The sequence below is a fragment of the Flavobacterium sp. CFS9 genome (assembly GCF_041154745.1).
Classification (GTDB): Bacteria; Bacteroidota; Bacteroidia; order Flavobacteriales; family Flavobacteriaceae; genus Flavobacterium.
The window spans coordinates 2,258,572-2,285,132 of sequence record NZ_AP031573.1 but is presented as its reverse complement, the minus strand read 5'-3'; the positions used below and the strand labels follow the sequence as shown (position 1 = coordinate 2,285,132).

The 26,561-nt window shown below is 35.8% G+C and carries 29 protein-coding genes; 24 read left to right on the top strand and 5 right to left on the bottom strand.

The window, feature by feature from the left end:
• Positions 1-137: 137 nt before the first annotated feature.
• The 7 genes from ACAM30_RS10040 to ACAM30_RS10010 all read left to right on the top strand — a co-directional run bounded on the left by ACAM30_RS10040 (position 138) and on the right by ACAM30_RS10010 (position 11,274).
• Positions 138-1,658, top strand: coding sequence for an MFS transporter (locus ACAM30_RS10040; RefSeq protein ID WP_369618367.1), 1,521 nt, complete (start codon positions 138-140; stop codon positions 1,656-1,658).
• A complete protein-coding gene (gene pgmB, locus ACAM30_RS10035) occupies positions 1,651-2,310 on the top strand; it encodes a beta-phosphoglucomutase (RefSeq protein ID WP_369618366.1) in 660 nt (219 codons plus the stop codon). Before ACAM30_RS10040 ends, pgmB begins: the two co-directional genes overlap by 8 nt.
• A gap of 17 nt (positions 2,311-2,327) precedes the next feature.
• On the top strand, positions 2,328-4,631 hold the full coding sequence (locus tag ACAM30_RS10030) for a glycoside hydrolase family 65 protein (protein WP_369618365.1): 2,304 nt from the start codon (positions 2,328-2,330) through the stop codon (positions 4,629-4,631).
• 26 nt (positions 4,632-4,657) lie between these two features.
• Entirely contained in the window at positions 4,658-6,772 is a 2,115-nt protein-coding gene (locus ACAM30_RS10025; protein WP_369618364.1) for a glycoside hydrolase family 97 protein, read from the top strand.
• Positions 6,773-7,260: 488 nt separating this feature from the next.
• Positions 7,261-9,120, top strand: a complete 1,860-nt coding sequence (locus tag ACAM30_RS10020; protein WP_369618363.1) for a glycoside hydrolase family 13 protein — start codon at positions 7,261-7,263, stop codon at positions 9,118-9,120.
• A 162-nt stretch (positions 9,121-9,282) separates the two neighbouring features.
• Entirely contained in the window at positions 9,283-9,960 is a 678-nt protein-coding gene (locus ACAM30_RS10015; RefSeq protein WP_369618362.1) for a glycerophosphodiester phosphodiesterase, read from the top strand.
• A gap of 105 nt (positions 9,961-10,065) precedes the next feature.
• Positions 10,066-11,274 (top strand): NAD(P)/FAD-dependent oxidoreductase, encoded by a 1,209-nt coding sequence (locus ACAM30_RS10010; protein WP_369618361.1) that lies wholly within the window; start codon positions 10,066-10,068, stop codon positions 11,272-11,274.
• Between the two features lie 77 nt (positions 11,275-11,351).
• Here ACAM30_RS10010 and ACAM30_RS10005 read toward each other — a convergent pair whose 3' ends face one another.
• Positions 11,352-11,825 (bottom strand): TspO/MBR family protein, encoded by a 474-nt coding sequence (locus ACAM30_RS10005; RefSeq protein WP_369618360.1) that lies wholly within the window; start codon positions 11,823-11,825, stop codon positions 11,352-11,354.
• A 156-nt stretch (positions 11,826-11,981) separates the two neighbouring features.
• On the opposite strand from ACAM30_RS10005, the gene ACAM30_RS10000 reads away from it, so the two are divergent.
• The 7 genes from ACAM30_RS10000 to ACAM30_RS09970 all read left to right on the top strand — a co-directional run bounded on the left by ACAM30_RS10000 (position 11,982) and on the right by ACAM30_RS09970 (position 17,011).
• The gene (locus ACAM30_RS10000) at positions 11,982-13,070 is read left to right on the top strand and encodes a diphosphomevalonate/mevalonate 3,5-bisphosphate decarboxylase family protein (RefSeq protein WP_369618359.1); all 1,089 of its coding nucleotides are present in this window, start codon (positions 11,982-11,984) and stop codon (positions 13,068-13,070) included.
• A 30-nt stretch (positions 13,071-13,100) separates the two neighbouring features.
• On the top strand, positions 13,101-13,319 hold the full coding sequence (locus tag ACAM30_RS09995; RefSeq protein WP_089076799.1) for a hypothetical protein: 219 nt from the start codon (positions 13,101-13,103) through the stop codon (positions 13,317-13,319).
• Positions 13,319-13,624 (top strand): type II toxin-antitoxin system RelE/ParE family toxin, encoded by a 306-nt coding sequence (locus tag ACAM30_RS09990; protein WP_369618358.1) that lies wholly within the window; start codon positions 13,319-13,321, stop codon positions 13,622-13,624. Before ACAM30_RS09995 ends, ACAM30_RS09990 begins: the two co-directional genes overlap by 1 nt.
• A 2-nt stretch (positions 13,625-13,626) precedes the next feature.
• Positions 13,627-14,565, top strand: coding sequence for a mevalonate kinase (locus ACAM30_RS09985; protein ID WP_369618357.1), 939 nt, complete (start codon positions 13,627-13,629; stop codon positions 14,563-14,565).
• Positions 14,566-14,617: 52 nt separating this feature from the next.
• Positions 14,618-14,878 carry a hypothetical protein gene (locus ACAM30_RS09980; RefSeq protein WP_369618356.1) on the top strand — a complete coding sequence of 87 codons (261 nt, stop codon included), beginning with the start codon at positions 14,618-14,620 and terminating at the stop codon, positions 14,876-14,878.
• A gap of 64 nt (positions 14,879-14,942) precedes the next feature.
• On the top strand, positions 14,943-15,899 hold the full coding sequence (locus tag ACAM30_RS09975; RefSeq protein ID WP_369618355.1) for a geranylgeranylglycerol-phosphate geranylgeranyltransferase: 957 nt from the start codon (positions 14,943-14,945) through the stop codon (positions 15,897-15,899).
• Between the two features lie 203 nt (positions 15,900-16,102).
• Complete coding sequence (locus tag ACAM30_RS09970; protein ID WP_369618354.1) at positions 16,103-17,011, top strand: pseudouridine synthase; 909 nt, start codon at positions 16,103-16,105, stop codon at positions 17,009-17,011.
• Positions 17,012-17,076: 65 nt separating this feature from the next.
• Here ACAM30_RS09970 and ACAM30_RS09965 read toward each other — a convergent pair whose 3' ends face one another.
• Both ACAM30_RS09965 and ACAM30_RS09960 read right to left on the bottom strand, forming a co-directional pair.
• The gene (locus ACAM30_RS09965) at positions 17,077-17,679 is read right to left on the bottom strand and encodes a DUF937 domain-containing protein (RefSeq protein ID WP_369618353.1); all 603 of its coding nucleotides are present in this window, start codon (positions 17,677-17,679) and stop codon (positions 17,077-17,079) included.
• Positions 17,680-17,959: 280 nt separating this feature from the next.
• The gene (locus ACAM30_RS09960; RefSeq protein WP_369618352.1) at positions 17,960-18,460 is read right to left on the bottom strand and encodes a DUF456 domain-containing protein; all 501 of its coding nucleotides are present in this window, start codon (positions 18,458-18,460) and stop codon (positions 17,960-17,962) included.
• A gap of 50 nt (positions 18,461-18,510) precedes the next feature.
• Here ACAM30_RS09960 and ACAM30_RS09955 point away from each other — a divergent pair, with 50 nt between their 5' ends.
• Together ACAM30_RS09955 and ACAM30_RS09950 are read left to right on the top strand one after the other, a co-directional pair.
• Entirely contained in the window at positions 18,511-18,894 is a 384-nt protein-coding gene (locus tag ACAM30_RS09955; RefSeq protein ID WP_369618351.1) for a hypothetical protein, read from the top strand.
• 48 nt (positions 18,895-18,942) lie between these two features.
• Complete coding sequence (locus ACAM30_RS09950) at positions 18,943-19,428, top strand: hypothetical protein (protein WP_369618350.1); 486 nt, start codon at positions 18,943-18,945, stop codon at positions 19,426-19,428.
• Positions 19,429-19,456: 28 nt separating this feature from the next.
• Here the strand turns inward: ACAM30_RS09950 and ACAM30_RS09945 are convergent, their stop codons facing one another.
• Positions 19,457-20,560 carry a glycosyltransferase gene (locus tag ACAM30_RS09945; RefSeq protein WP_369618349.1) on the bottom strand — a complete coding sequence of 368 codons (1,104 nt, stop codon included), beginning with the start codon at positions 20,558-20,560 and terminating at the stop codon, positions 19,457-19,459.
• Positions 20,557-21,501, bottom strand: coding sequence for a lysylphosphatidylglycerol synthase domain-containing protein (locus tag ACAM30_RS09940; RefSeq protein WP_369618348.1), 945 nt, complete (start codon positions 21,499-21,501; stop codon positions 20,557-20,559). The genes ACAM30_RS09945 and ACAM30_RS09940 overlap by 4 nt, the downstream gene beginning before the upstream one ends.
• 53 nt (positions 21,502-21,554) lie before the next feature.
• Here ACAM30_RS09940 and ACAM30_RS09935 point away from each other — a divergent pair, with 53 nt between their 5' ends.
• The 8 genes from ACAM30_RS09935 (at position 21,555) to ACAM30_RS09900 (ending at position 26,492) form a co-directional block, all read left to right on the top strand.
• A complete protein-coding gene (locus tag ACAM30_RS09935; protein ID WP_369618347.1) occupies positions 21,555-22,115 on the top strand; it encodes a hypothetical protein in 561 nt (186 codons plus the stop codon).
• A gap of 41 nt (positions 22,116-22,156) precedes the next feature.
• Positions 22,157-22,711 carry a crossover junction endodeoxyribonuclease RuvC gene (ruvC, locus tag ACAM30_RS09930; RefSeq protein WP_369618346.1) on the top strand — a complete coding sequence of 185 codons (555 nt, stop codon included), beginning with the start codon at positions 22,157-22,159 and terminating at the stop codon, positions 22,709-22,711.
• Positions 22,712-22,786: 75 nt separating this feature from the next.
• Complete coding sequence (gene hemW / locus ACAM30_RS09925; RefSeq protein ID WP_369618345.1) at positions 22,787-23,932, top strand: radical SAM family heme chaperone HemW; 1,146 nt, start codon at positions 22,787-22,789, stop codon at positions 23,930-23,932.
• Between the two features lie 123 nt (positions 23,933-24,055).
• The gene (locus ACAM30_RS09920) at positions 24,056-24,433 is read left to right on the top strand and encodes a GxxExxY protein (RefSeq protein WP_369618344.1); all 378 of its coding nucleotides are present in this window, start codon (positions 24,056-24,058) and stop codon (positions 24,431-24,433) included.
• Between the two features lie 56 nt (positions 24,434-24,489).
• On the top strand, positions 24,490-25,335 hold the full coding sequence (locus ACAM30_RS09915) for a cyclase family protein (protein ID WP_369618343.1): 846 nt from the start codon (positions 24,490-24,492) through the stop codon (positions 25,333-25,335).
• Between the two features lie 29 nt (positions 25,336-25,364).
• Complete coding sequence (locus tag ACAM30_RS09910; protein ID WP_369618342.1) at positions 25,365-25,766, top strand: GNAT family N-acetyltransferase; 402 nt, start codon at positions 25,365-25,367, stop codon at positions 25,764-25,766.
• Complete coding sequence (locus tag ACAM30_RS09905; protein ID WP_369618341.1) at positions 25,763-26,113, top strand: DUF4260 domain-containing protein; 351 nt, start codon at positions 25,763-25,765, stop codon at positions 26,111-26,113. Before ACAM30_RS09910 ends, ACAM30_RS09905 begins: the two co-directional genes overlap by 4 nt.
• Positions 26,114-26,120: 7 nt before the next feature.
• A complete protein-coding gene (locus ACAM30_RS09900; protein WP_369618340.1) occupies positions 26,121-26,492 on the top strand; it encodes an MmcQ/YjbR family DNA-binding protein in 372 nt (123 codons plus the stop codon).
• Positions 26,493-26,561 lie beyond the last annotated feature (69 nt).

The window sequence follows — 26,561 nt, the reverse complement described above, 5'->3', positions numbered from 1 at the left end:
GACTTTTTTATTAGCGTATTTAAAAAAATAATTAATACTTTTACGCCTGCTCAAAGCTTTTACTTTTACTTCGAAAATAATAAGTAAGTTTTGATAAGCAAAGCGCTTATCGTCTAATTAATTCTTTAATTACGATAATGGAAAAGCGTAAATTAAGTTTCTGGGAAATTTGGAACATGAGTTTCGGTTTCTTGGGAATACAGTTTGGTTTTGCACTGCAAAATGCAAATACTTCAAGAATTTTTGAAACTCTGGGTGCCAAAATTGACGAAATTCCAATTTTATGGATTGCGGCTCCGGTTTCAGGATTAATTATCCAACCTGTAATTGGTTATTTTAGCGATAGAACCTGGACTCGTTTAGGCAGACGCCGCCCCTATTTTCTAATTGGAGCCATCTTGTCTTCTGTAGCCTTATTCATCATGCCCAACTCTCCAACTTTATGGATAGCTGCCGGTACTTTATGGATTATGGACGCATCGATAAATGTTTCAATGGAGCCTTTCCGCGCTTTTGTTGGAGACAATCTACCCGAAAAGCAGCGTACTTTAGGATTTGCCATGCAAAGTTTCTTTATTGGAACCGGAGCAGTTGTTGGTTCGGTTTTACCCTATCTTTTTACTAACGTTTTTGACGTAAGCAATACAGCTCCGGAAGGAATTATACCCGATTCTGTTAAATGGTCCTTTTATATTGGCGGAATTGTTTTCCTCCTTTCTGTTTTGTGGACTGTTTTTAAAACAACAGAATACACGCCTGAGGAACTTCATGCTTTTGAACTTCAAAGCAAAAAAGACAAGGAAGATCTTATCTTAAATCCGGAAACCGAATCTGAAAGCAACATCAAAAGACAATTCTTTTTGGGATTACTATTGACGATAGTTGGAGCTCTAATTTCCTTTTTAATTTTCGAAAACAGTCTGGCTAAAGAACTTTACATTCTGTTCATCGGGTTGGTTTTCATGGGTATTTTATTCATGATTGCTTCACAATTGAGAACTTCAAAGGTTCACAATGGTTTTACGATCATTATGACCGATCTTTTGAACATGCCTGTCACGATGAAAAAACTGGCCTGGGTACAGTTCTTCTCCTGGTTTGCTTTGTTCTCAATGTGGATTTATACGACGCAAGCCGTTACACAACATATTTTTGGTACTACAGACACTACTTCTAAAATTTACAATGATGCTGCCGACTGGGTTTCAGTTTTATTCACCGTTTACAACGGAGTAGCCGCAGCAGTTGCTTTTTTATTGCCCGTCATTGCAAAAAAAGTAGGTGTCAGAGCAACACATTTATTGGCCTTATGTGCCGGAGGTGTTGGTTTAATCTCTATTTATTTTATTGGTGATAAACAAATGCTGATTCTTCCAATGCTGGGAGTAGGTATCGCGTGGGCAAGTATATTATCTATGCCTTATGCCATGCTATCTGGGGCTTTACCGGCAGCAAAAATGGGATACTACATGGGCGTTTTCAACTTCTTCGTAGTCATACCACAAATTGTAGCTGCCACAATCTTAGGATTTGTCATCAAACAATTCTTTCACAACGAACCTATCTACGCCTTAATTATTGGAGGTGTGTCTATGATATTTGCCGGATTACTTACCCTTAGAGTAAATAGCAGAACTAAAATTGAAATTCATGAATAATAAAAAAGCATTCATCTTCGATCTTGATGGAGTGATCGTTGATACCGCTAAATACCACTTTTTAGCCTGGCAGAAGATTGCGAAGGCCTTACATATAAATTTTACACACGAACACAACGAATTACTTAAAGGTGTAAGCCGCGTGCGTTCGTTAGACATAATTCTCGAATTAGGAAACGTTTCCGCTTCTCAGGAAGACAAAGACAAATGGCTCATTCAAAAAAACGAAGACTACTTGTCTTATTTAGTTGACATGGATGAAAGCGAAATTCTTCCCGGAGTTTTTAACATTCTTCAATTCTTAAAAGAACAAAATCAGGGAATTGCATTGGGTTCTGCCAGTAAAAATGCCCGCCCGATTCTGGAGAAAACCGGAATACTCTCGTATTTCGATGTTATCGTAGACGGAAATGATGTAACCAATGCCAAACCAGACCCGGAAGTTTTCTTAAAAGCAGCTCAATTGCTGCAAATTAGTCCGGAAGATGCTTTTGTTTTTGAAGATTCAGTTGCCGGAGTTCAGGCTGCCAATATTGGAAAAATGACCAGTATCGGAATCGGTTCAAAAGCAATCCTGCACGAAGCACACTATATCTTTGAGGATTTTACCTCAATGGATACCCATTTTATCGAATCATTAATCTCAAAATAAATCAATCAATCACAAAAATGAATCAAGATTACATTAAACCAGACAATTGGTCCATCATCGAAGAAGGCTTTGACGCTGAGAGAGTAAAATCATCAGAAAGTCTTTTCAGCATCGGAAACGGTGCTATGGGGCAACGTGCCAATTTTGAAGAGACCTATTCGGGTGAAACTTTTCAGGGAAGCTACATCGCGGGAATCTACTATCCGGACAAAACAAAAGTAGGCTGGTGGAAAAACGGATATCCTAAATACTTCGCCAAAGTATTAAACGCTCCAAACTGGATTGGAATTGACATTCAGATCAATGAAGAAAACCTGGATTTGAACCATTGCACTGCTGTGAAAAATTTCCGCAGAGAATTGAATATGAAAGAAGGCTGGTACAATCGTTCTTTTGAAGCTACTTTAAAAAACGGAACCGAAATTGCCGTAAACATTCGTCGTTTTCTTTCTTTAGATCTGGATGAAACCGGAATCATTAAATACGAAATAACTCCTTTGAACAAGGATGCCAAAATTGTTTACAAACCTTATATCGACGCAGGAGTTACCAATGAAGATGCTAACTGGGATGAAAAATTCTGGGAGCCCCTTGAAGTTAAAAAAGGAGCAAATGAAGCTTTTGTAACCGCGCAGACTTTTAAAACGCATTTTAAAGTAACCACTTTTATGCACAACACGATTTTTGCAAACGGAGAAAACGTAAACATTTCACCTTCAACAATCGATTCAACTGCCGATAAAATTCAGTTTACTTACGGTACCATTATCGCAAAAGGACAAACCTCATCGATCCAAAAAATTGGTGGATATACGGTTTCTTTAAATCATGAAAATACTTTAACTGCTGCCGAGAAATGCATTAAAACTGCTGCTACTCTGGGTTATGATACTTTGCTTCAAAATCAAATCGATGCCTGGAGTAAAATCTGGGAAATGTCAGACATTACTATTAATGGAGATGTAAAAGCACAACAGGGAATTCGTTTTAATATTTTTCAGTTGAATCAGACATACTTAGGAAAAGACAGCCGTTTAAACATTGGACCTAAAGGTTTCACCGGAGAAAAATACGGCGGATCTACCTATTGGGATACTGAGGCGTATTGCATTCCGTTTTACATGGCTACTAAAGATCAGCAGGTTGCCCGCAATTTACTGACCTACCGTTTCAACCAACTGGACAAAGCAATTGAAAACGCCAAAGACAATTTAGGTTTTAAAAATGGTGCTGCCTTGTACCCAATGGTTACCATGAATGGCGAAGAATGCCATAACGAATGGGAAATCACACACGAGGAAATCCACCGAAACGGAGCGATCGCTTTCGCGATTTACAATTACCACCGTTTTACCGGAGACTACTCTTATATTCCTGAAAAAGGTTTGGAAGTACTCATCGGAATTGCACGTTTCTGGCACCAAAGAGCTTCTTTCTCCAAAGACAAAAATCAGTACGTAATTCTTGGTGTTACAGGTCCAAATGAATACGAAAACAATATCAACAATAATTTCTATACCAATTATATTGCAAAATGGTGTATTGATTATGCCGAAGAACAAATTAACAAAATCGCTGCCGAATATCCTGCAGATCATCAGCGAATTATGGAAAAAGTAACACTTTCTCCATCTGAAATTCAGGAATGGAAAAAAGTTGCCGGCAACATGTATTTCCCAACTTCAGAAGAGTTAGGCATTTACCTGCAGCAAGACGGTTTCTTAGACAAAGAATTAGTTCCTGTAAAAGATTTAGACCGTTCTCAGCGTCCTATCAATCAAAAGTGGTCCTGGGATCGTGTATTGCGTTCGCCATATATCAAACAAGCCGATGTTTTGCAATGTTTCTACTTCTTCGAAGATCATTTTTCTAAAGACAAATTAAAACGTAATTTTGAGTTTTACGAATCCTTTACGGTTCATGAAAGCTCACTGTCACCTTGTGTTCACTCTATTCAGGCTGCTGTTTTAGACAAAATGGATATGGCTTATACCTTCTATTTAAGAACCTCTCGTTTGGATCTTGATGATTACAACAAAGAAGTTGAAGAAGGCTGTCATATTACCTCAATGGCCGGAACATGGATGAGTATTGTGGAAGGTTTTGGCGGAATGCGTGTGAAAAATGATCAGCTTCATTTTTCTCCAAAAATTCCAAAAGAATGGAACGGTTATTCTTTTAAAATTAATTTCAGAAACCAAATTTTAAAAGTAGCAGTAAATCATAACGAAACAACTTTCACCGTAGACGGTGATCAGGATTTAACGATTGTAGTTAATGGAAATCCGGTAACTGCAGAAAAATTGTTTCAAACCAATTAATACAACACACTTAAAAACTTAACAACATGAAAAACTTATTTTTCGCAAGTTTAATCCTGTTTGCTTTCAGCTCCATAGCAAAAGCACAACAATTAAAATCACCCGAAGGAAAGTTCGTAATGGAGTTTTCGCTTCAAAACGACGGAACTCCGGTTTACAATCTGAAATACAAAAACAAAGAAGTTGTAAAAACCAGTAAATTAGGTCTTGAACTTAAAGATGATAAAAAATCTTTACTGAATGATTTTACTGTTGTTGACACCAAAACGAGCACTCTTGACGAAAACTGGAAACCGGTTTGGGGAGAAGTAGATCAAATCAGAAACCACTACAATGAACTGGCTGTAACTTTAAACCAAAAAGGAACTGACCGTCAAATCGTAATTCGTTTCCGCTTGTTTGATGACGGATTAGGATTCCGATATGAATTTCCAGCCCAAAAGAATCTTACCTATTTTGTAATCAAAGAAGAGAGAACACAATTTGCAATGGCGGGCGACCACACGGCATTCTGGATTCCGGGAGATTACGACACTCAGGAATACGATTACACCAAATCGAAATTATCTGAAATCAGAGGTTTATCTCAAAAAGCATATACTGCTAACGTATCTCAGAAATCTTTTTCTCCAACAGGAGTTCAGACTTCTTTAATGCTGAAAACGGCTGATGGAATTTACATCAACTTACACGAAGCAGCTTTGATCAACTATTCTTGCATGCACCTGAATTTAGATGATAAAAACATGATTTTTGAGTCTTGGTTAACTCCGGATGCAAAAGGTGATAAAGGATACATGCAAGCCCCAAGTCATTCGCCTTGGAGAACAATTATGGTAAGCGATGATGCGAGAGAGATCCTGGCCTCAAAAATGACTTTAAACTTAAACGATCCGTCAAAAATTGATGATACTTCATGGATTAAACCTGTAAAATATATTGGGGTTTGGTGGGAAATGATCACAGGAAAAAGTTCCTGGTCTTACACCAATGATTTTCCAACTGTACAATTGGGTGTTTCTGATTTCTCCAAAGCAAAACCAAACGGAACACATGGAGCGAATAATGCTAACGTTAAAAAATATATTGATTTTGCCGCTGCAAATGGCTTCGATGCTGTTTTGGTTGAAGGATGGAACGAAGGCTGGGAAGACTGGTTTGGACATTCTAAAGATTATGTTTTTGATTTCGTAACGCCTTACCCGGATTTTGACGTGAAGGGTTTACACGAATATGCAAAATCTAAAGGAGTAAAAATCATCATGCACCATGAAACTTCAGGTTCTGTTCGCAACTACGAGCGCCATATCGACAAAGCGTACCAGTTCATGAAAGACAACGGATATGATGCTGTAAAGAGCGGTTATGTTGGTGACATTTTACCTCGCGGTGAAAATCATTACGATCAGTGGATTGTAAACCACTATCAATACGCTATTGAAAAAGCAGCAGATTATAAAATTATGGTGAACGCTCACGAAGCTGTTCGTCCAACCGGAATTTGCAGAACGTATCCGAACTTAATTGGAAACGAAGCAGCGAGAGGAACAGAATACCAGGCTTTTGGAGGTTCTAAACCAAACCACGTAACGGTTTTACCATTCACACGTTTAATTGGAGGTCCAATGGATTACACTCCGGGAATCTTCGAAATGGATATCAGTAAAATGAATCCGGACAACAAATCACATGTAAACAGTACGCTGGCAAATCAATTAGCATTGTATGTAACCATGTACAGCCCGTTGCAAATGGCTGCTGATACTCCTGAAAACTACAACCGCTTTCCGGATGCTTTTCAATTCATTAAAGATGTTGCCGTAGACTGGTCTGAAAGTAAATACATTGAGGCAGAACCAGGCGATTTTATTACCGTTGCCCGTAAAGCAAAAGGAACCAACAACTGGTTCGTTGGAAACGTAAACGGAGAAACTGCCCGTACCTCAAACATTGATTTCAGTTTCCTTGAAAAAGGCAAAAAATATACGGCTACCATCTACGCTGATGCAAAAGATGCGCATTACAAAACCAATCCACAAGCTTACACCATCAAAAAAATAGCGGTGACCAATAAATCAAAATTATCTCAGTTGTCTGCTCCTGGCGGCGGTTATGCGATCAGCATTATCGAAACGAAGTAATTTTTAAAGACAAGTGATTTCCCCCAGAATTACTTGTCTTTTTTTTAAAAAATTAACCTCTTTTCGTTACATCGAACGAACTGTCACATCGAACGGAGTTGAGATGTGTGACAAAGGTTCTCGACTCCGCTCGAACTGACACCGGAAATCACTCGAAATGTCACACCGAGAATCGCTCGAACTGATACTGAAAATCACTCGAACTATCACATCAAACGAACTGTCACATCGAGCGGAGTCGAGATGTGTGGCAAAGGTTCTCGACTCCGCTCGAACTGACACCGGAAATCACTCGAAATGTCACACCGAGAATCGCTCGAACTGATACTGAAAATCACTCGAACTATCACATCAAACGAACTGTCACATCGAGCGGAGTCGAGATGTGTGGCAAAGGTTCTCGACTCCGCTCGAACTGACACCGGAAATCACTCGAAATGTCACACCGAGAATCGCTAGACTAACAATGAGAATAATTCCTTATTACTATGAAAAACAAAAAAACATCACTTATCTATAAATTAGTTCTATTCGTTCTACTATTTTCCGCTTCCGCGAAAGCGCAAATTCAAAAAACGGAACCTCCTTTCTGGTATGCCGGAATGAAAAATCCGGAACTGCAAATCATGTTCTACGGAAAAAACATTTCGCAATATGAAGCTTCGGTTTCCAACAATGTGGTGATTAAAAGTGTAGAAAAAACTGAAAACCCAAACTATCTTTTTGTTACCATCGATACAAAAGATGTAAAAACTTCAGAGTTGGTTTTCTCTTTCAAAAACAATAACAAAGTTGCTTTCACTCAAAAATATACACTTAAAGAAAGAAGAGCCAATTCGGCAGACCGAAAAAGCTATGATGCCTCGGATGTAATGTACCTCATCATGCCGGATCGTTTTGCTAACGGCAATCCGAAGAACGACAGCAATGCCGCTTTAACTGAAAAAGGGAACCGCCAGGATCCAAGCGGTCGTCACGGCGGAGACATCGAAGGAATCATTAAAAACCTGGATTATATTTCATCTCTTGGTGCAACCACTATTTGGAGCACTCCTCTATGTGAAGACAACGACAAACAGCACTCCTATCACACTTACGGACAATCGGACGTATACAAAATCGATCCGCGTTACGGAACTAATGAGGACTACGCTCGTCTGTCGGCAGAAATGCATAAAAAAAACATGAAACTGGTTATGGACTATGTGACTAATCACTGGGGAATCACGCATTGGATGATGAAAGATATTCCGACCAAAACATGGTTCAATCAGTTTGAAAACTTTACGCAGACACACCACCGTCGTGAAGTAATCACTGATATTCACGCTTCAAAATTAGATCAGGAAGTTTGTATTGACGGCTGGTTCGTACCTTCAATGCCGGATTTAAATCTTAGAAATCCTTTAGTATCCAGATATCTGACTCAAAATGCAATCTGGTGGATTGAATTTGCTAATCTCGACGGATTCAGAGTGGATACTTACAACTATTCTGATCCTACAGCAATGGCCAACTGGGCGAAAGCCATCACCAATGAATATCCAAATTTTAATATCGTAGGGGAAATCTGGATGCACAATCAGGCCAATTTAGCGTATTGGCAAAAAGACAGCAAAATTGGTGCTATTGAGAATTACAATTCAAATTTGCCAAGCGTTATGGATTTTACACTTCAAAGCCAAATTAGTTCGGCTTTCAACGAAAATGAACCAAGCTGGGATAACGGATTGATTAAATTCTACAACAATTTTGCAATGGACTATTTGTATCCAAATACCAATAATATTTTAGTTTTTGCCGAAAATCATGACACAGATCGTGTCAATAATAATTTTAAATATGATTTAGCAAAATACAAACTAACAATGACTTTATTGGCAACCGTACGCGGAATCCCTCAACTGTATTACGGTTCCGAAATTGGTATGGGCGGAGATAAAAGCAAAGGCGATGCCGATATTCGTCAGGATTTCCCAGGTGGATGGGCTGGTGATAAAAACAATGCTTTCACAAAGGAAGGCAGAACTGCTGATCAGGTAAAGTATTTTGATTTTACCTCTAAACTATTCAACTGGAGAAAATCAAACGAAGCAGTTCATTTCGGAAAAATGACACACTATATTCCGGAGAACAATACCTATGTTTATTTCAGATATACAGATGCTAAAACAGTAATGGTTGTTTTTAATAATAACGCAAAAGAACAAGTTGTAAAAACCAATCGCTTTAAGGAAAATATCAAAACCTTTAAAACCGGTAAAGATGTAATTACAGGAAAAACATTCGATTTAACTTCTGAAATTACTTTGGAGCCAAAATCAGCTTTGGTTTTAGAATTGCAATAAAAACGAGGTCCTTTTAAATTTTTCCGCCACGAATTCACGAATTGTTTTTTTGATAATCTTTAAAAACAAAAATTCGTGAATTCGTGGCTATTTAATTTTTCTCCATCATGCTATGCTTTGCACAAAACTTTTGCGACCTTTGCGGTTAAAAAACATTGCAAAATGCTAAAAATAGCACACAGAGGCGCAAAAGGTTATGAACCTGAGAACACTTTAAAAGCATTTCAGAAAGCGTTAGATCTCAATGCTGACGGAATCGAACTTGATGTTCACTTAAGCGCTGACGGGCATATCATTGTAATGCACGATGAAACCATTGACAAAATGACCAACGGAAAGGGCGAGATTACTCAATTTTCCTTAGCTGAACTAAAGTCATTTTTGATTGGCGGGCAATATGAAATTCCAACTTTAAACGAAGTTTTTGATCTGGTTGACAAAAGATGTTTCATTAATGTCGAACTGAAAAATGCCGATACTTCCTCACAGGTAGTTGCTTTAATCGAAACTTATATCAAAGAAAAAGGCTGGAATTATGAGCATTTTATTATTTCAAGCTTTGACTGGAATGCCTTAAAAGAAGTCCAAAATCTAAATCCTAATATTCCTATCGGCGTTTTAACCGAAGAAGATCTTAATACCGCTTTCACTTTCGCCGAAACCATAAAAGCAAAAGCCATCCATCCTGATTACCAACTTCTGGATGCAGAAAATGTTAGTGAAATAAAGAAAAGAGGATTTCTGGTTTTCCCCTGGACCGTTAATAAAGAAGAAGACATTCAAAAAGTAAAAAACTATAACGTAGACGGTATCATTTCTGATTTTCCGGATAAGATATAAAATTCAAAATTTTAGCCACAGATTTAAAGGATCCTTTTAATTGGTGAAATAAGCGGCTTAAAAAATTAGTGCCCATTCGTGTAATTCGTGGCAAACCTAAAAAATATGACTCAAAATTTCGACATAATTATCGTTGGCGGAGGTGCTGCTGGTTTTTTCACAGCGATCAATATTGCAGAGAAAAATCCTAAACTAAAAATTGTCATTTTAGAACGTGGAAAAGAAGTACTTTCTAAAGTTCGCATTTCAGGTGGAGGAAGATGTAACGTAACGCATGCCTGCTTTGAACCGAATGAATTGGTTAAATTTTATCCACGTGGCGAAAAAGAGCTTCGCGGCCCTTTTCATCAGTTTTGCTCGGGTGACACGATCGAATGGTTCGAAAAACATGGTGTTGAATTAAAAATCGAAGAAGATGGCAGAATGTTTCCTGTTTCTAATTCTTCACAAACCATTATCGACTGCTTCTTAAAGGCAACCGAAAAACTGGGCATAAAAGTACTGACCGGACAAAGCGTACAATCGATTTTCAAAAAAGAAGATTGCTGGAAAATTGATACTCAAAATGAAAATTTCGCTGCCGAAAAATTAGTAATGGCCACCGGAAGCAATCCTAAAATCTGGGAAATGCTGCAGCAACAGGGACATGCCATTGTGAGTCCCGTTCCCTCGTTATTCACTTTCAACATCAAAGATCCCAGAATCAAAGAATTACCGGGAGTTGCGGCACAAACTACCGTGACTGTAAAAGACACCAAACTCGAGTCGACCGGACCTTTGTTAATCACACATTGGGGAATGAGCGGTCCTGCTGTTCTGAAACTTTCCGCTTGGGGTGCCAGAATCCTGCACGACAAAAACTATCAGTTTACCATTTTTGTCAATTGGCTGAATGATGTTGATACCGAAGACGCCGAAAAAATTCTGAAAGATCTAAAACAGGAACATGCCAAAAAAGCTGTTTCAAAAAAGTCTCCTTTTGATTTTCCGAATCGTTTGTGGGAAAGTTTAGTTTTGGCTTCAGAAATTCAAGCGGAAACAAAATGGGCAGATTTATCCAAAATTCAACTGCAAAATTTAGCATTACAACTTACCAAAGCAAAATTTCAGGTTAACGGAAAAAGCACTTTTAAAGAAGAATTTGTAACTGCCGGAGGAATTGATTTAAAGGAAATTAATTTTAAAACCATGGAGAGTAAATTACATCAAAATCTTTATTTTGCCGGTGAAATTGTAAATATTGATGCCATTACTGGCGGATTTAATTTCCAGAATGCCTGGACAAGCGGGTTTATTTTGGCAAACGCAATTTAATTAGTAGACAGTCGCAGTTTGCAGTCACAGTCATTCTGAGACTGAAAACTGGAAACTGAGAACTGAAAACTATCCTGTCAATTCAGCCACCAGATGCTGGCATTTAAAACTGCAGCAAACGCTACCCAAACCATATACGGAATCAATAAATATCCGGCAATTTTATTGATCTTAATGAATTTCAAATACGTTTCATAAATCATCAGCCATAAAAGTACAATCTCAATTAGAGCGAGCATTGGGTTCTTCAGTTCAAAGAACAAATACGACCAGATCGCATTTAGCGTCAACTGAATGATAAAGAAACCTAAAGCCATTTTCACCATCTCTTGTTGCTCTTTTATTTTATCCCAAACCAGTCCCGCTGCAACCGCCATCAAAATATAAAGCAATGTCCAAACAGGCATAAAAATCCAATTGGGCGGGTTAAAAGGAGGTTTTATAAGAGTAGGATACCACGTTTCAACACTTGGTCTTGTCACTACACTTGCAGAATATCCTACCATTAAACAAATAACTAATGCAATTGCAATTTTGACTGACTTGTTCATTTTACTTTGATTTTTTCCCAAAAATAATCAAAAAGAAGGCGTAAATCCTATAACTCCCCTTCAGTTTGTTATTAGTTGGCACTTGACTTACATTTTCCAACATAACTTATATGACGCAATATTTTAAAAACTATCTTTGCCAAAATTTTATAGTTCATGTTTACAGCAGCTGATTTTATTCCTAATACTTATACTTCATCCATCGAAAACGGAAATTTTGAATGGAGCGCACCCAGCAACATCGCGTTAGTAAAATACTGGGGAAAAAAAGACAATCAGATTCCGGCAAATCCTTCAGTAAGTTTTACCCTTAAAAATTGTAAAACGATTACTAAACTTGCTTTTGCAAAGAGAGAAGCTTCTCAGGAAAGTAATTTCTCCTTTGATTTACTTTTTGAAGGAAAACCAAAAGAAGACTTCAAACCAAAAATTCAAAAGTTCTTAGAACGAATTGAAGTTTATCTGCCTTTCCTAAAAGAATATCATTTTACGATCGATACTCAGAATACCTTTCCGCACAGTTCCGGAATTGCTTCGTCGGCCTCAGGAATGGCGGCTTTGGCAATGAATTTTATGAGTTTAGAGAGGTTACTAAATCCTGAAATGACCGAAGATTACTTTTACCAGAAAGCCTCATTTTTAGCCCGTTTAGGCTCCGGAAGTGCCTGCAGAAGTGTAAAAGGAAATCTGGTGGCTTGGGGAAATCAGGCAAACATAGAAGGAAGTTCGGATTTGTATGGTGTTGAATTTCCTTATGCTGTTCATGAAAATTTCAAGAACTATCAGGATACCATTTTGCTGGTTGATAAAGGTGAAAAACAAGTTTCCAGTACTGTCGGGCATGATTTAATGCACAATCATCCATACGCCGAAAGACGTTTTGCTCAGGCGCATGAAAATCTGGATCAGTTAATTACCATTTTTGAAAGCGGTAATCTGAACGAATTTATAAAAATAGTTGAAAGTGAAGCATTGACATTACATGCTATGATGATGACTTCTATGCCCTACTATATTTTAATGAAACCGAACACCTTGCAAATCATTAATGCCATCTGGAAGTTCCGAAATGAGACTCAGATTCCGGTTTGCTTTACACTTGATGCCGGAGCAAATGTTCACGTTCTCTATCCTGAAAACGTTACCGATAAAGTACTACAATTTATTCAGGACGAATTAGTTGTATTTTGTCAGAATGGTCAGTACATTTGCGACGAAATTGGAGATGGTGTAATTGCATTGTAATTTTGCGTATCTTTAATTAAAATTTTGATTATGGACATTCAATTAGAAAAACTTGAGTTAATAAAACTATTAGCAGAGACAGAAGATCCATCTATCTTGAAATCAATTAGAAAAATCTTTAAGAAGGAGCAGAAAGACTGGTGGGATGATTTGACAGAAGAACAAAAAGCAAACGTAGCTCAAAGTGAATTAGAGTTTGAACGAGGTGAATTCAGTAGTTTTGAAGATGTTATGAAAAAATACAGATAGTGAATCTTAAAGTAAATTTTTCAAAAACTGCTGAACGAAATTTAGATGGTATTTTAAAATTCATCGAAGCCAGATGGTCGGAAAAATCGAAAAAGTTGTTTATTATTAAATTTGAAAAAGCAATTTCGATAGTAAGTATGAATCCTGAGATTTTCCCAAAATCATCCGTAAATAAAAAATATCGAAAATGTGTTATAACCAAACAATCGAGTTTATTATATAGCTATAGCGCTAATGAGATTAGGGTTCACACTATTTTCGACACCAGACAAGACCCAAATAAAATAAAGAAAGACATAAAATAATCATGAAAGGACCCTTATTTTACTCAAAAATATTACTCTTTGGAGAATACGGAATCATCCGCGACTCTAAAGGACTTTCTATTCCTTATAATTTTTACAACGGTGCTTTGAAAAAAACCGAAGAACCTTCGGCAGAAGCAATGGCGTCCAATGCAAGCTTAAAGCGTTTTGCATCTTATCTTGAAGCTTTACAAACAGAACAGCCGGATTTGGTTGCTTTTGATTTGACGGCTTTAAAAAATGATGTAGAAACCGGAATGTATTTCGATTCCAGTATTCCGCAAGGATACGGAGTAGGAAGCAGCGGTGCGCTTGTTGCTGCAATTTACGATAAATATGCTACTCATAAAATAACCGTTTTAGAAAATCTGACTCGCGAAAAACTATTACAGTTAAAGAATATTTTCGCTCAAATGGAAAGTTTTTTCCACGGAAAGAGCTCTGGTTTAGATCCTTTAAACAGTTATTTAAGCATTCCTATTTTAATCAATTCGAAAGATAACATTGAAGCAACCGGAATTCCAACTCAAAGTTTTGACGGAAAAGGGGCTGTCTTTTTATTAGATTCAGGAATTGTAGGTGAAACCGCTCCAATGGTTAATATTTTCATGGAAAACCTGAAAGACAAAGGTTTCCGTACCATGCTTAAAAATCAGTTTGTAAAATATACCGATGCTTGTGTAGAAAACTTTTTACACGGCGACATGAAATCGTTGTTCACTAATACTAAAAAGCTATCAAAAGTCGTTTTAAACAACTTCAAACCAATGATTCCGGAACAATTTCATGGGATCTGGCAAAACGGAATTGACACGAATGACTACTATCTGAAACTTTGCGGTTCAGGCGGAGGCGGTTATATTCTGGGCTTTACCGAAGATTTGGAACGCGCCAAAGCATCTTTAAAAGATTATAAATTAGAAGTCGTTTATCAATTCTAAATCCGCCCTTTTAAAACTCGCTTTCTTTAAACAGATCTTAAAAGTTTAAACTATGAATAGTATTTTAAAGATTCTCAAAGCGACTTTTTCAGGAGAAATTCTATTTTTAGTACCTTTAATTTTATTAAAGATACTTTTAGAAAAAGGGTTTCGCATTGTTCGAAGAACCACCAGCCCAATCATTAACCATTTCTCTAAAGTAAAAATTTTAGAACTGGCTTTTGAAGAAGTTGTTGCCATTGTCTTTATTTCTTTTACTGCCGGATTAATTGCTAAATTTGATGCCAAAGCAATATTGAAAGATAATCTTTAAATCACATCAAAAAGCACTACTATCAAACACGCCTGAAATTAAAATCCGAAACCAAACTCAAAAAATGTTAAGCAGACAGCACAAACTTTTAGTAATGAAAATTGTTAGTTTGTTCTCCGTCGTGAGAGGCTATAACATCCCGATTATCGTTTTAGCTCAATACTTATCCTCTATTTTTATACTGGCACCGGAAAAAAGAGCACTGGATATTTTATTGGATTTCAATTTATTTTTAATCGTTTTTGCTTCCGCAATCACTATTGCTTCAGGTTATATTATCAACAATTTCTACGACAGCCAAAAAGATTTAATCAACAGGCCTAACAAATCAATGCTGGACAGATTAGTCAGTCAAAAAACAAAACTATCTGTTTATTTCACACTCAACTTCATTGCGGCCTTAATGGCGTTAATTGTTTCCTGGCGTGCTTTTCTATTCTTTTCAGCATACATTTTCCTCATTTGGTTCTACTCTCATAAAATAAAAAAATATCCTATTGTTGGTAATCTTTGTGCAGCCTTCCTGGCAGTAGTTCCTTTCTTTGCTATTCTGCTGTATTTCTACAATAAAATCTCATTTGAAGAAATCGAGAATCACATGAGTCATTTTATGGTTATCTCATCTCACGCTGTTTTCCTGTTTCTATTATTACTCATTCGGGAAATGATAAAAGATTTGGAAAACCTAAAAGGTGATTTAGCTAACAATTACAGAACAATTCCGATACTTTACAACGAAACGATTTCCAAACAAATCATTACAGTTTTAACAATCCTGACAGTGATTCCGGTTTATATTCTAATCAACATTTATGATGTGGGTTATATGGACATTTACTTTTATGTCTGTTTTGGCGTACTGCTATTTTTCCTGATTTATTTATGGAAATCAAACTCTAAGGAACAGTTTTTACTATTACACAATGTCTTAAAATTCCTGATTGTTTCGGGAGTATTTTGCATCGTATTAATTAATCCGGCTGTCTTATGGCACGGAAAAAAACTGTTGCTGAAGATTTAAAAACTATTTCGTAGAAATTTTGCACAGACAAAGTTTCATCTTTGATTTATAAAGTTGTGCATATAGATTGTAATTCGATCAAACAACAAACCATAAACCATAAACACTTAAATAGTTACACGATAAAACAATTCTTTCCTAAGAACAATGAACTTAGGATTATTTAGCCAGAATAAACTATCTTTGCACAAATTACAGAATTTATGAACAATAAGGAAGGCAATAATAAAAGAGGCGGTTCAAGACCAAATAGCTCCAGACCAAACTCTAGCAAGCCAAAACCTCCTATGGCGAAACGTGCTCAAGGGCCGAAAAAGGTGAAACCTGCTGTGAAGGCTGCCGAAGAACAAAAGGCAGAAAAATTTAAAAAACAGAATCAGGCTCCAAAAAGACAAAAAGCTTCAGACGAAATTCGTTTAAACAAATACATCTCAAATTCAGGGGTTTGTTCTCGTCGTGATGCCGATATATACATTCAGTCCGGAAATGTTAAAGTAAATGGGGTTCCGGTAACTGAAATGGGTTATTTAGTAAAATTAAATGATGTTGTAAATTTCGATGGTGTTACTTTGACTCCTGAAAAGAAAGAATACATCTTATTAAACAAACCTAAAAACTTTACTACAGCTCTTGACGAAGGTCAGGAATACCGTAATGTTTTAGAGTTAGTTCGCGGTTCCACAACGGCAAAAATTGCTCCGATTGGAAGAATGGACAAAAATACAACCGGTTTATTGTTATTTACCAACGATACGGACATGATTCGTAAATTTACTTTACCAAATCAGAAATCATCTAAAATCTACCAGGTTTCTTTAGATAAAAACTTGAAATTTGAGGATTTAGAAAAAATAAGTAAAGGCTTAGTTCTTGACGGACACCGTGTTTTCGTAGAAGAAATCAGTTATATTGAGAAAGAAGCAAAAAGCGAAGTAGGTCTTAAATTACGTTCTTCGAATGTAAAAGTGGTACGTGCTATTTTCGAAAACTTTGACTATGACGTATTACGTATTGACCGTGTATCATTCGCAGGTTTAACTAAAAAGAATTTACCGAGAGGTAACTGGCGTTTTTTAACTGACCAGGAAGTTATCAACCTGAAGAATATGTAAGAAACTATTCAAATTGATTTGAAATATAAATCCTGTTTTGCTTTAGTAAGACGGGATTTTTTTATTTAGAAGCTGAAAAAATTATGACCGAATAAGGTAAAAATAGATCTTCCTATAGATTGGTTTTTTTCTTCTACTGTTTCGTAACAGGAAAAACCGAGGATAATTTTGATTCCGGGAGGAATACTGTTTAAAATATCTCTTTTTTGATCTTCTAAAAGCAATTTTAAACTCTCTAATATTTGGATATTATTCTTAAGATAAGAGACGACTAGTAAAGCAGAAAAGTTAAGAATCTCTCGGGCTGTTTCACTTTTGATTCCAACTTCATTAGAAATCATTTCAGAAATTCTGCCCTTTTTATTGGTAAAAATTTCTTTCAGTAAACTATTTCCTTCTAAACGATAACAATCGTCAACTGATAAAATACGTCCTGATGTAAAATCTACCTCCTGGTAAAAAGTCGATTCATCTTGTATTAATGAAGTAATTCCTTTGTAAAAATCCGACTCCTCCGCCCTGTTGTACAACCCCATTAAAACTGTACCTATCGAAACATCAATTCCTTTAATTAAAAGTGCATCATTTTCAAAATAAAACTTGTTCAACTTTGAAACAACATTAGAAGAAATAAAACGTCTAAGTTCAATTTGTAGGTTAGGAGTCATATTTAACTTGTTTGAAATTATTTAAATCCGTTAAAAATAATCGACGAAGTGAGGCTTTTTATCGTTTATCAGGATAAAAATATAAAATATTCTAACATTTCCAAAAAATAAGTTAAATGGTGAATTACAGCTTAAACAGTTGTTAAACCTAAAAATCCCGAACGTCCAGTAAACATAACCCATTCGTTATCAAAACAAAGAAAAATCCTCTCAAAAAAAAATCACATTTTTTTGATAAAAAATTAAAAAATAAGAAAAAGCTTAAGGATAAATACGCTGTTTAAAACAGTAATAAGCGATTTTGCCAGACAATGCTAATAAAAATACCCAGGAAAATAATGCAGCATAAAAAATTCACAAAACTCGAAGCCAAAAACCCCAAAACGGATCCTGTTGCTGCTTTCAGCGCTCTTTGATGATTGGTCGAATCGTAAATCAATTCTCCAACAAGAGCGCCCACAAAAGGTCCAATAATAACTCCAAAAGGTATGGGAGCAATAATACCAACAATTAAACCAATGTTGGTTCCCCATACACCATAGGAACTCCCTCCAAATTTTTTAGTTCCTTTTGCCGGAATGATATAATCAAGAATCGTAATTACAATCGTTAGCAAAAGTGTAATTCCTAAAACCCAATAATTATTTTCAACTGCTTTGGTCAGGTACAGCAGTAACAACCCCACCCAACAAGATGACAATCCGGGTAATACAGGCAGAAAACTACCAAAAATCCCAACAATCATACATATAAACCCAAGCAACAACAATAGTAAATCCATGTCTATTTTTTTGTAAATTTGATCTGCAAACTTTCTAAAGGAACAAATTAATGCGTCAATTTCTGCAATTTATCTCCTGTAGTTTTTTGATCCTTGTCATCAATAGCAATTTGTATGCCCAAACTAAAAAGCTATCAATTGAGGACAGACTTCTGCAAGACAGCATTTATAAAAGTAATAAGAAAAAAGTGCTCAACTTTTCGATGAAAGATTTTAATACTTTATTCTTCGAATATTTTAATCGAAAAAATGATCCCAATATTGTATTAAGCAAAACGGAGTACTACAATTACACCGTTCGAATTGCTGCTTTCTCTGACCGACTTGCTTCTTTATATCCTGAAGAAAAAGAAGTTGCAGCAAAAAACAAAGAAAAATGGCTGTCGGAAAATTATGAAGATTATTTACAATTCAAAGCTTCTCAAAAAAAATAATTGTATTTTTATATTCTAATTTTATTTATTCAATCCAACATCAAAGTCTTGAAGAAGTTTTTCCTTTTATTCCTAATTCTATTTTTCCAATCTTGTCAATATTTTGAGAAGAAGGTTCCGTCTGAAAAAGAATTACTTCAAAAAGAACTAAAATCGATTAACTGGAAAGAAGTTGATGAGTTCCCATCTGTTGCCAATTGCGAAAAAATCACCAATAAAAAGCAACGTCAGCAATGCTTTTTCGAGGTAATGGCACAACTTATTCAGGAAAAACTGGATATTGATACCCTTTCCATACTCTATCCTGAACTTGATACCATCGAAGTAAAAGTGACCGTTTTTCCTAATTCAACAATGAAATTCGAACCACAATTCCCTAAAGATTCTGTTGCCTACGACACGATTAAAATCGATAGTATTCTACATGCTCGTCTAGTCGATTTCCCTAAAGTAAATCCGGCACTTAAACGTGGAATTCCGGTAAAAACACAATTTATCTTGCCTGTTATTCTCAAGGCAAAAGAAAAAAAATAGTTGTTATCTCATTTATATAGAAGAGATTCTATTTCGTAAACTTTCTTCCCTTCCATTCGTAAGAACCAAACATACTGTACAAAGCCACAGCCGAACTAAAAAAAGGATACAGCAAACTACTTAAGAACAAACTCTTTATATTTTCTTTCGTTAAAAAACGGTTCGTAGTATAGAGTAAAATATAATCAACTGTAAATTTTGAAAAAGCAAACAAAACAAAGAAGTAATAAGGCAAAATCAAAAAAACTACAGAACAAAATCCAATTACAAAACTCAGATTACCTAAGAAAACAATAAGACCTAATAACTTTCCAAAACTGCTTTGATACGAACTTGTTTTAGCTGCCCAACGAATTCTTTGATAAAATAATGATTTCCAATCTTCAGTTGGTTTTGTGCTTACAATTGCAGCTGTCGCTTTTAAATAGTGGACTTCATCAGGAAACAAATCAACCGTTTTTTGCAATAAAAACACATCATCCCCACTGGCAATTTTACTATTCCCATCAAATCCATTTAAATCTTCAAACAACGATTTAGTGTACGCGAAATTGGCTCCATTACACATAAAAGCTTTTCGAAGCCCAAAACTTCCAATAGTAGCACCTTGCAGACTCGTTAAATCCAATTGCTGAAAATGGTGCAAAAAAGAACTCTCACATTCGTAGGTTACAGCTCCTGCCAGCATTGAAACCTTATTTTGTTGAATATAATTATCAAATGTCAGCAACCAGTTTTCAGGCACCAGACAATCGGCATCTGTGGTAACAACCCAGTCTGTTTTCACCAATTGCATGGCAGTCGAAATAGCATCTTTTTTAGGAGAATTCGAAACCCGGATATTGTCGATTTGTGAGATGTGAAATGTGAAATGTGAAATATGAAATTTCTCCTTAGAATTATCATCTACCAAAATAACTTCAAACAAATCATTAGGGTAATTCAATTTTGAAAAACGCTCTAAAAGATTAGGCAAATTCTCCTCTTCATCCCGAAACGGAACTATAATCGTAAAGCTTGTCTGAGGTTTAAGACCTGTATTTTGGTACTTTTTTACTTTAAAAAATCCATAAATAAGCCAAGCAATGGTAATCAAATAAACACTTAATATGGCATCCAAAAACCAAATCATTCTGTAGTTTTGGTCTTAAAATTCAATACATAATAAACTCCTATTACTACTGGTAAAACCACATTGAGAAACCACATCAGAGTGCTGATAAAAACTACAATCCATTCGTTTACGCCTAAAATTCCAAAGAAATAGATCGCAACACTTCCTTTTACCGCAAAATCCAGAAACTGAAAAGTAGGCAGTGATGAAGCCAGGAAGTAGACTACCGCGATGGTAGCAATTAAAGTAAAATAAGGCAAATCAACATCAAAAGCCAAGAACAAAAAGTAATACTGATGTGAAAAAACCAAATAACGTAAAATCCCCAAAACAATATTCTTACGGTGAATAGGTTTTGGGATTTCATTGATTTTATGTACCAATTTCTCGATTGAATAGCCTTTAATTTTTATTTTCTTCAAGGAAAACAAAACAACCAAAAGCAACACAAAACCTCCGAATAAAACAGCAACAGTTTGAGTGGTAATAATCTCATATTTGGCATTAAAATACAGTAATCCAAAAACTCCAAAAATCACCGTTAAGATCATCTGGATTCCGTTGCAAATCAGATTCAGAAAAATTACTTTTTTTGCCTCTGATTTTGAATAATACAGCGCTTTTCCGGCATACTCTCCTACTCCGTTTGGTGTAAAAATTCCTGCTGTTAAAGCTGCCAACACTTGTTTTGTGGCTTCTCCTAAAGAAATCTCATGAATTACTTTAGCCAGATTTTGCCATTTCAAGATCTCAAAATAACGGTTCAAAACACTCAAAAGCAATATAAAACCAATTCCTAAAACGGACTGATTTTTACGAAACAGCACAATAAATTTCTGCCAGTCTAATTGATCATTGTTTGCCAACTGATTGTAAATAAAATAAAATGCGCCGCCAACAATCAAAAGTTTGACTAAAAGAACAAGGAATTGCTTAGCTTTGTGTGGAATTGAAATCATGCTGCAAAAGTAATCAATTTGAAAATGTGGCAATTTGAAAATGAGAAAATGAAATGTCAGAATCAGTAAATAAAGAACGAAATTTAATTAGCTCGCTGATAAATCATCATTTTTGTATAGAAAATACGGCAAAAAGTTCAATATTAGAGGTTCTAAAGGTATCAGATACCGAAGTTATAGAATTTGATGAAAAATTCGATTGGTCATTTTTATCTGATGAAAGTTCAAGCAAAACCACAAAACCATTTCTGTTATTTGACCAAATTAATGAATGGAATTATCTAATATGGAATGTTTGGGATTTTGAAGAAACAAGACAAATGACATTATTTCTTTCGAAAGAACTTAATACAAAAGTTTATTATTTTTTCGTTGATCCCTGGATTGCCACTTGCAGGTGGGTTTTAGCAGATAAAGGAAATCTCTTGACATCTTATTATGAAAGTCATGGTGAAATTTTAAATAATGATGACAATGCCGAAACTGAAAATATATTAGAACAAGAAGATGATTTCGAAGATAAATTTTGGAAATTATACAACAGTATTTGTCAACAAATAGAAGTACTGAATAAAGAACAAAATATAATAGTAACAAAGGGATATCTAAGCTGATAAACTTTGAACGTGAAACATCAAACCTGAAACAAAAAAACTTGACAAAAGAACGCATCATATTAGGTATCGATCCCGGAACGACCATCATGGGTTTTGGATTAATTAAAGTTACCAATAAAAAAATGGATTTTCTGCAGCTTAACGAACTGCAATTGTCCAAATACGACAATCATTACCAAAAATTAAAAATCATATTTGAACGTACAATCGAACTAATTGAAACGCACCATCCGGACGAAATTGCGATTGAAGCTCCTTTCTTTGGCAAAAACGTTCAATCGATGCTGAAATTAGGGCGTGCTCAAGGCGTAGCAATGGCAGCGGGGCTTTCGAGAGGAATTCCTATCACCGAGTACGAACCTAAAAAGATCAAAATGGCGATTACCGGAAACGGAAATGCCAGTAAGGAACAGGTAGCCAAAATGCTCCAACAGCTTCTTGGACTGAAAGAATTACCCAAAAATCTCGATTCAACAGATGGTCTCGCGGCTGCCGTTTGTCATCATTTTAATTCCGGTAAAGTTATTGCCGGTAAAAGTTATTCGGGTTGGGATGCTTTTGTGAAACAGAATGAAGATCGAGTTAAAAAATAGTTTTCAGTCGCAGTCACAGTACACGGCAAAAAAAGACTGAGACTGAAAACTGGCACTGAACACTGAATACTATAAATGAGCGGCATTTACATACACATACCATTCTGCAAGCAGGCTTGTCATTACTGTGACTTTCATTTTTCGACTTCTATGAAAAAGAAAGACGAGATGGTTTTGGCATTAGCCAAAGAAATTATCCTGCGAAAGAATGAGCTTATCGACTCCACTCGAAATGGTCAGCAAATTGAGACTATATATTTTGGCGGTGGAACTCCTTCTGTTTTGAGTAATACCGAAATAAACTTTTTAATTGAGACCGTTTACAAGAATTACAATGTTGTGGAAAATCCGGAGATCACGCTCGAAGCTAACCCGGACGATCTATCTCCCGAACGAATTCTAGAATTATCAAAAAGCCCTATAAACCGTTTAAGCATTGGGATTCAGTCCTTTTATGAAGACGATTTAAAAATGATGAATCGTGCTCATAATTCAGCGGAAGCCAAAAAATGTTTAGAGGAAGCAACAAAATATTTCGACAATATTTCACTGGATCTGATTTACGGAATTCCGGGAATGACTGACGAAATGTGGAAACAAAACATCGAAACCGCTTTAAGCTTTGGGATTCCACATATCTCAAGTTATGCTTTGACGGTGGAGCCCAAAACAGCTTTAAAAAAACTGATTGACACTGGTAAAATTGCAGAGCCACAAGACGAAGCAGCTTCCAATCATTTTATGATTCTGGTTGATATACTTCAGAAAAATGGTTTTATTCACTACGAATTATCCAATTTTGGAAAAGAAGGTTACTTCTCCAAAAACAATTCGGCTTATTGGCTAGGCAAAAAATATATTGGAATTGGACCTTCGGCTCATAGTTTTGACGGCCGGAAAAGAGGCTGGAATGTTGCTAATAACGCTTTGTATCTAAAAGCCATTCAGCATGATGAACTTCCTATTGAAATGGAAATTCTGACTGTTTCAGATCGTTATAACGAATATATCATGACAGGATTACGAACCATTTGGGGCGTTTCTCTGGAAAGAATTGAAAATGAATTCGGATCGGAATATTTGAATTATCTACTGAAACAATCTCAGAAATTCTTAACCGATGATTTGCTATCAATCGAAGACAACATTCTTAGACCAACTTTAAAAGGAAAATTTTTAACGGATGGAATTGCTTCAGATTTATTTTATATCGAATCATAAAGCTTAACCGCAAGGGGCGCTAAGGTTTACGCAAAGATCGCGATGTTTACAAAATGTAAGAATAAAATTACTTTTGTTGTTTTAAACACTACATTTGAGATTTAATTGTAAATCTTACGTCTCATGTCAGAGAATGAATTATCGCGAATTGTATTTAACAGTGCATTAAAAGTCCATCAGGCTTTGGGACCAGGACTTCTAGAAAGTGCTTATGAAGAATGTCTTTTTTATGAATTAAAAAAACTTGGGTTATTCATTGAAAAGCAAAAAGCTCTACCCTTAGTTTATGAAGAAGTAAAATTAGATATTGGTTATCGATTAGATATTTTAGTAGAAAATAAACTAATTTTGGAGATAAAGTCAGTCGATTGTTTAAATGAAGTTCATTTTGCTCAATTATTAACTTATTTAAAACTAACCAACTGCAAATTAGGTTTATTAATCAATTTCAATGTTTGTTTAATAAAAAATGGAATCAGAAGAGTCGTAAACAATCTTTAATAAAAAAATCTGGCGTTCTTAGCGTAAACCTTAGCGCCCCTTGCGGTTAAACAAACATGATAGCAAAAATCAACAACTTCGAAATCGACTTATCAAAACCCATTGATATTTCAATTCCATTAACCAATACCGATGAAAACCCGATTGCCTGGTACATCGAAAAACCGGTCATTGAACCGGTTGTTTTTGGCGATTGGATTGGTAAAGTTAGCGAAGGAAAATCATCTACTAATTTTAATAATATTTTCTTCAACCCTCACGGACATGGAACACACACGGAGTGTTTGGGACATATTACAAACGATTTTTACAGTATCAACCAGTGTTTAAAGCAGTTTTTCTTTCCTGCTAAATTGATTACAATTGAGCCAGAAAAAATAGGTGATGATTTAGTAATAACCAAAGAACACATTTCGACTTCGCTCAATGTGACACATGCTTCGACTTCCCTCAATGGGACACGTACTTCGACTTCGCTCAATGGAACAAATGATTCCCCTTCGTCCGCCAAAACAATTGAGGCTTTAATTATTAGAACCCTTCCAAATCAGATTTCAAAAAAATCAACTAAATATTCCAATACCAATCCGCCTTATTTATCCGAAGAAGCGGCAATTTTCATTCGTGAAAACGGAATTCAGCATTTGTTAATTGACTTACCAAGTGTTGACAGAGAACATGATGAGGGAAAATTACTGGCGCACAAAGCTTTTTGGAATGTAAAAGACACCCACAACCTAAATTCCGATGCACGATTCAACGCGACCATTACCGAAATGATTTTTGTTGCAGATGAAATCGAAGATGGAGAGTACATACTAAATCTCCAGATTGCTTCGTTTGAAAACGATGCAAGTCCATCAAAACCACTATTATTTCAGATTTCAAATCTTACAATGTAAAATCTTAAGCATAAAATCGATCCTCTAGAATGATAACAGTTTCAACAGATAAAAGCAAACTCGATGTTCCGTTTATTCAAAATTTCCTGAAGGACATTTACTGGGCAGCCGGAAGAACGATCGAAGAGGTACAAACCACAATAGACGCCTCTGTTTGTTTTGGTATTTATCTTAATGACAAACAAATTGGTTTTGCAAGAGTCATTACAGATTATGTTGTTTTTGGCTATGTGATGGACGTTTTTATTACCGAAGAACAACGTGGTAAAGGATATTCGTCAATTTTAATAGAAGCGATGATGAACGATCCACAGCTCAAAAACATTCAGATTTGGAGATTAGCCACCACTGATGCTCACTTTTTATACGAGAAATTTGGTTTTAGTGCTTTACAGCATCCCGAAAAAATGATGGAAAAGAAAATATTATGAAAACAATACTCAAACTTGAAGAACTGGGAATGTTTATTCTCGGAATCTATTTATTTAGTCTTTTAAACTATCAGTGGTGGTGGTTTTTAGTCTTCATTCTGGCTCCTGATTTTTCGATGATGGGTTATGCCTTTAATTCCAAAATTGGAGCTTTCTCCTATAACCTATTCCATCATAAAGGAATTGCAATAATAATTTATATATTAGGTTGTTATTTAAAAATAGAATACATTCAGCTTATCGGAATCATTCTGTTCTCTCACGCTGCAATGGATCGTTTTTTCGGTTATGGTTTGAAATATCAAAAAGGTTTTAAGTATACACATTTAGGTGAAATTGGTAAATAAAAATAATATGAATCTGGAAACGTACTACGAATATTGTCTTTCAAAAAAAGGAGTCAGCGAGCACTTCCCTTTTGACGAAGACACTTTGGTTTTTAAAGTTGGCGGAAAAATGTTTGCATTATCCTCCTTATCGCAATGGGAAAAAAATGAACCTTCGGTTAACTTAAAATGTGATCCGGAACGCGCTCAGGAACTAAGAGCCGAATACGAAGAGATCAAACCCGGTTTTCATATGAGCAAAGTCCACTGGAATACTATCGCGCTCAACGGAAGTTTACCAACTGCTTTCATCAAAGAATTGATCGATCATTCCTATGAATTGGTTTTCAAAAGTTTGACAAAGAAAATTCAGAATGAAATTATCGAATTAGAAAATTAGGCATTACATTTGTAGCATAAGACCAAAAAACTAGCAACTCAGTTACCACGTAACTTAGCAACTTATCAA

Excerpts from the sequence above, each read along its gene's own strand:
- ACAM30_RS09985 (WP_369618357.1), top strand. The coding sequence starts at position 13,627 with ATGAAAGGACCCTTATTTTACTCAAAAATATTACTCTTTGGAGAATAC.
- ACAM30_RS10000 (WP_369618359.1), top strand. The coding sequence starts at position 11,982 with ATGTTTACAGCAGCTGATTTTATTCCTAATACTTATACTTCATCCATC.
- ACAM30_RS10030 (WP_369618365.1), top strand. The coding sequence starts at position 2,328 with ATGAATCAAGATTACATTAAACCAGACAATTGGTCCATCATCGAAGAA.
- ACAM30_RS09935 (WP_369618347.1), top strand. The coding sequence starts at position 21,555 with ATGTCAGAATCAGTAAATAAAGAACGAAATTTAATTAGCTCGCTGATA.
- ACAM30_RS09965 (WP_369618353.1), bottom strand. The coding sequence starts at position 17,679 with ATGACTCCTAACCTACAAATTGAACTTAGACGTTTTATTTCTTCTAAT.
- ACAM30_RS09960 (WP_369618352.1), bottom strand. The coding sequence starts at position 18,460 with ATGGATTTACTATTGTTGTTGCTTGGGTTTATATGTATGATTGTTGGG.
- ACAM30_RS09915 (WP_369618343.1), top strand. The coding sequence starts at position 24,490 with ATGATAGCAAAAATCAACAACTTCGAAATCGACTTATCAAAACCCATT.
- ACAM30_RS09910 (WP_369618342.1), top strand. The coding sequence starts at position 25,365 with ATGATAACAGTTTCAACAGATAAAAGCAAACTCGATGTTCCGTTTATT.
- ACAM30_RS10010 (WP_369618361.1), top strand. The coding sequence starts at position 10,066 with ATGACTCAAAATTTCGACATAATTATCGTTGGCGGAGGTGCTGCTGGT.
- ACAM30_RS09920 (WP_369618344.1), top strand. The coding sequence starts at position 24,056 with ATGTCAGAGAATGAATTATCGCGAATTGTATTTAACAGTGCATTAAAA.
- ACAM30_RS09955 (WP_369618351.1), top strand. The coding sequence starts at position 18,511 with ATGCGTCAATTTCTGCAATTTATCTCCTGTAGTTTTTTGATCCTTGTC.
- ACAM30_RS10005 (WP_369618360.1), bottom strand. The coding sequence starts at position 11,825 with ATGAACAAGTCAGTCAAAATTGCAATTGCATTAGTTATTTGTTTAATG.
- ACAM30_RS09940 (WP_369618348.1), bottom strand. The coding sequence starts at position 21,501 with ATGATTTCAATTCCACACAAAGCTAAGCAATTCCTTGTTCTTTTAGTC.
- ACAM30_RS09900 (WP_369618340.1), top strand. The coding sequence starts at position 26,121 with ATGAATCTGGAAACGTACTACGAATATTGTCTTTCAAAAAAAGGAGTC.
- ACAM30_RS09995 (WP_089076799.1), top strand. The coding sequence starts at position 13,101 with ATGGACATTCAATTAGAAAAACTTGAGTTAATAAAACTATTAGCAGAG.
- ACAM30_RS10040 (WP_369618367.1), top strand. The coding sequence starts at position 138 with ATGGAAAAGCGTAAATTAAGTTTCTGGGAAATTTGGAACATGAGTTTC.
- ACAM30_RS09975 (WP_369618355.1), top strand. The coding sequence starts at position 14,943 with ATGTTAAGCAGACAGCACAAACTTTTAGTAATGAAAATTGTTAGTTTG.
- ACAM30_RS09980 (WP_369618356.1), top strand. The coding sequence starts at position 14,618 with ATGAATAGTATTTTAAAGATTCTCAAAGCGACTTTTTCAGGAGAAATT.
- ACAM30_RS10015 (WP_369618362.1), top strand. The coding sequence starts at position 9,283 with ATGCTAAAAATAGCACACAGAGGCGCAAAAGGTTATGAACCTGAGAAC.
- hemW (WP_369618345.1), top strand. The coding sequence starts at position 22,787 with ATGAGCGGCATTTACATACACATACCATTCTGCAAGCAGGCTTGTCAT.
- ACAM30_RS09945 (WP_369618349.1), bottom strand. The coding sequence starts at position 20,560 with ATGATTTGGTTTTTGGATGCCATATTAAGTGTTTATTTGATTACCATT.
- pgmB (WP_369618366.1), top strand. The coding sequence starts at position 1,651 with ATGAATAATAAAAAAGCATTCATCTTCGATCTTGATGGAGTGATCGTT.
- ACAM30_RS10025 (WP_369618364.1), top strand. The coding sequence starts at position 4,658 with ATGAAAAACTTATTTTTCGCAAGTTTAATCCTGTTTGCTTTCAGCTCC.
- ACAM30_RS09905 (WP_369618341.1), top strand. The coding sequence starts at position 25,763 with ATGAAAACAATACTCAAACTTGAAGAACTGGGAATGTTTATTCTCGGA.
- ACAM30_RS10020 (WP_369618363.1), top strand. The coding sequence starts at position 7,261 with ATGAAAAACAAAAAAACATCACTTATCTATAAATTAGTTCTATTCGTT.
- ACAM30_RS09970 (WP_369618354.1), top strand. The coding sequence starts at position 16,103 with ATGAACAATAAGGAAGGCAATAATAAAAGAGGCGGTTCAAGACCAAAT.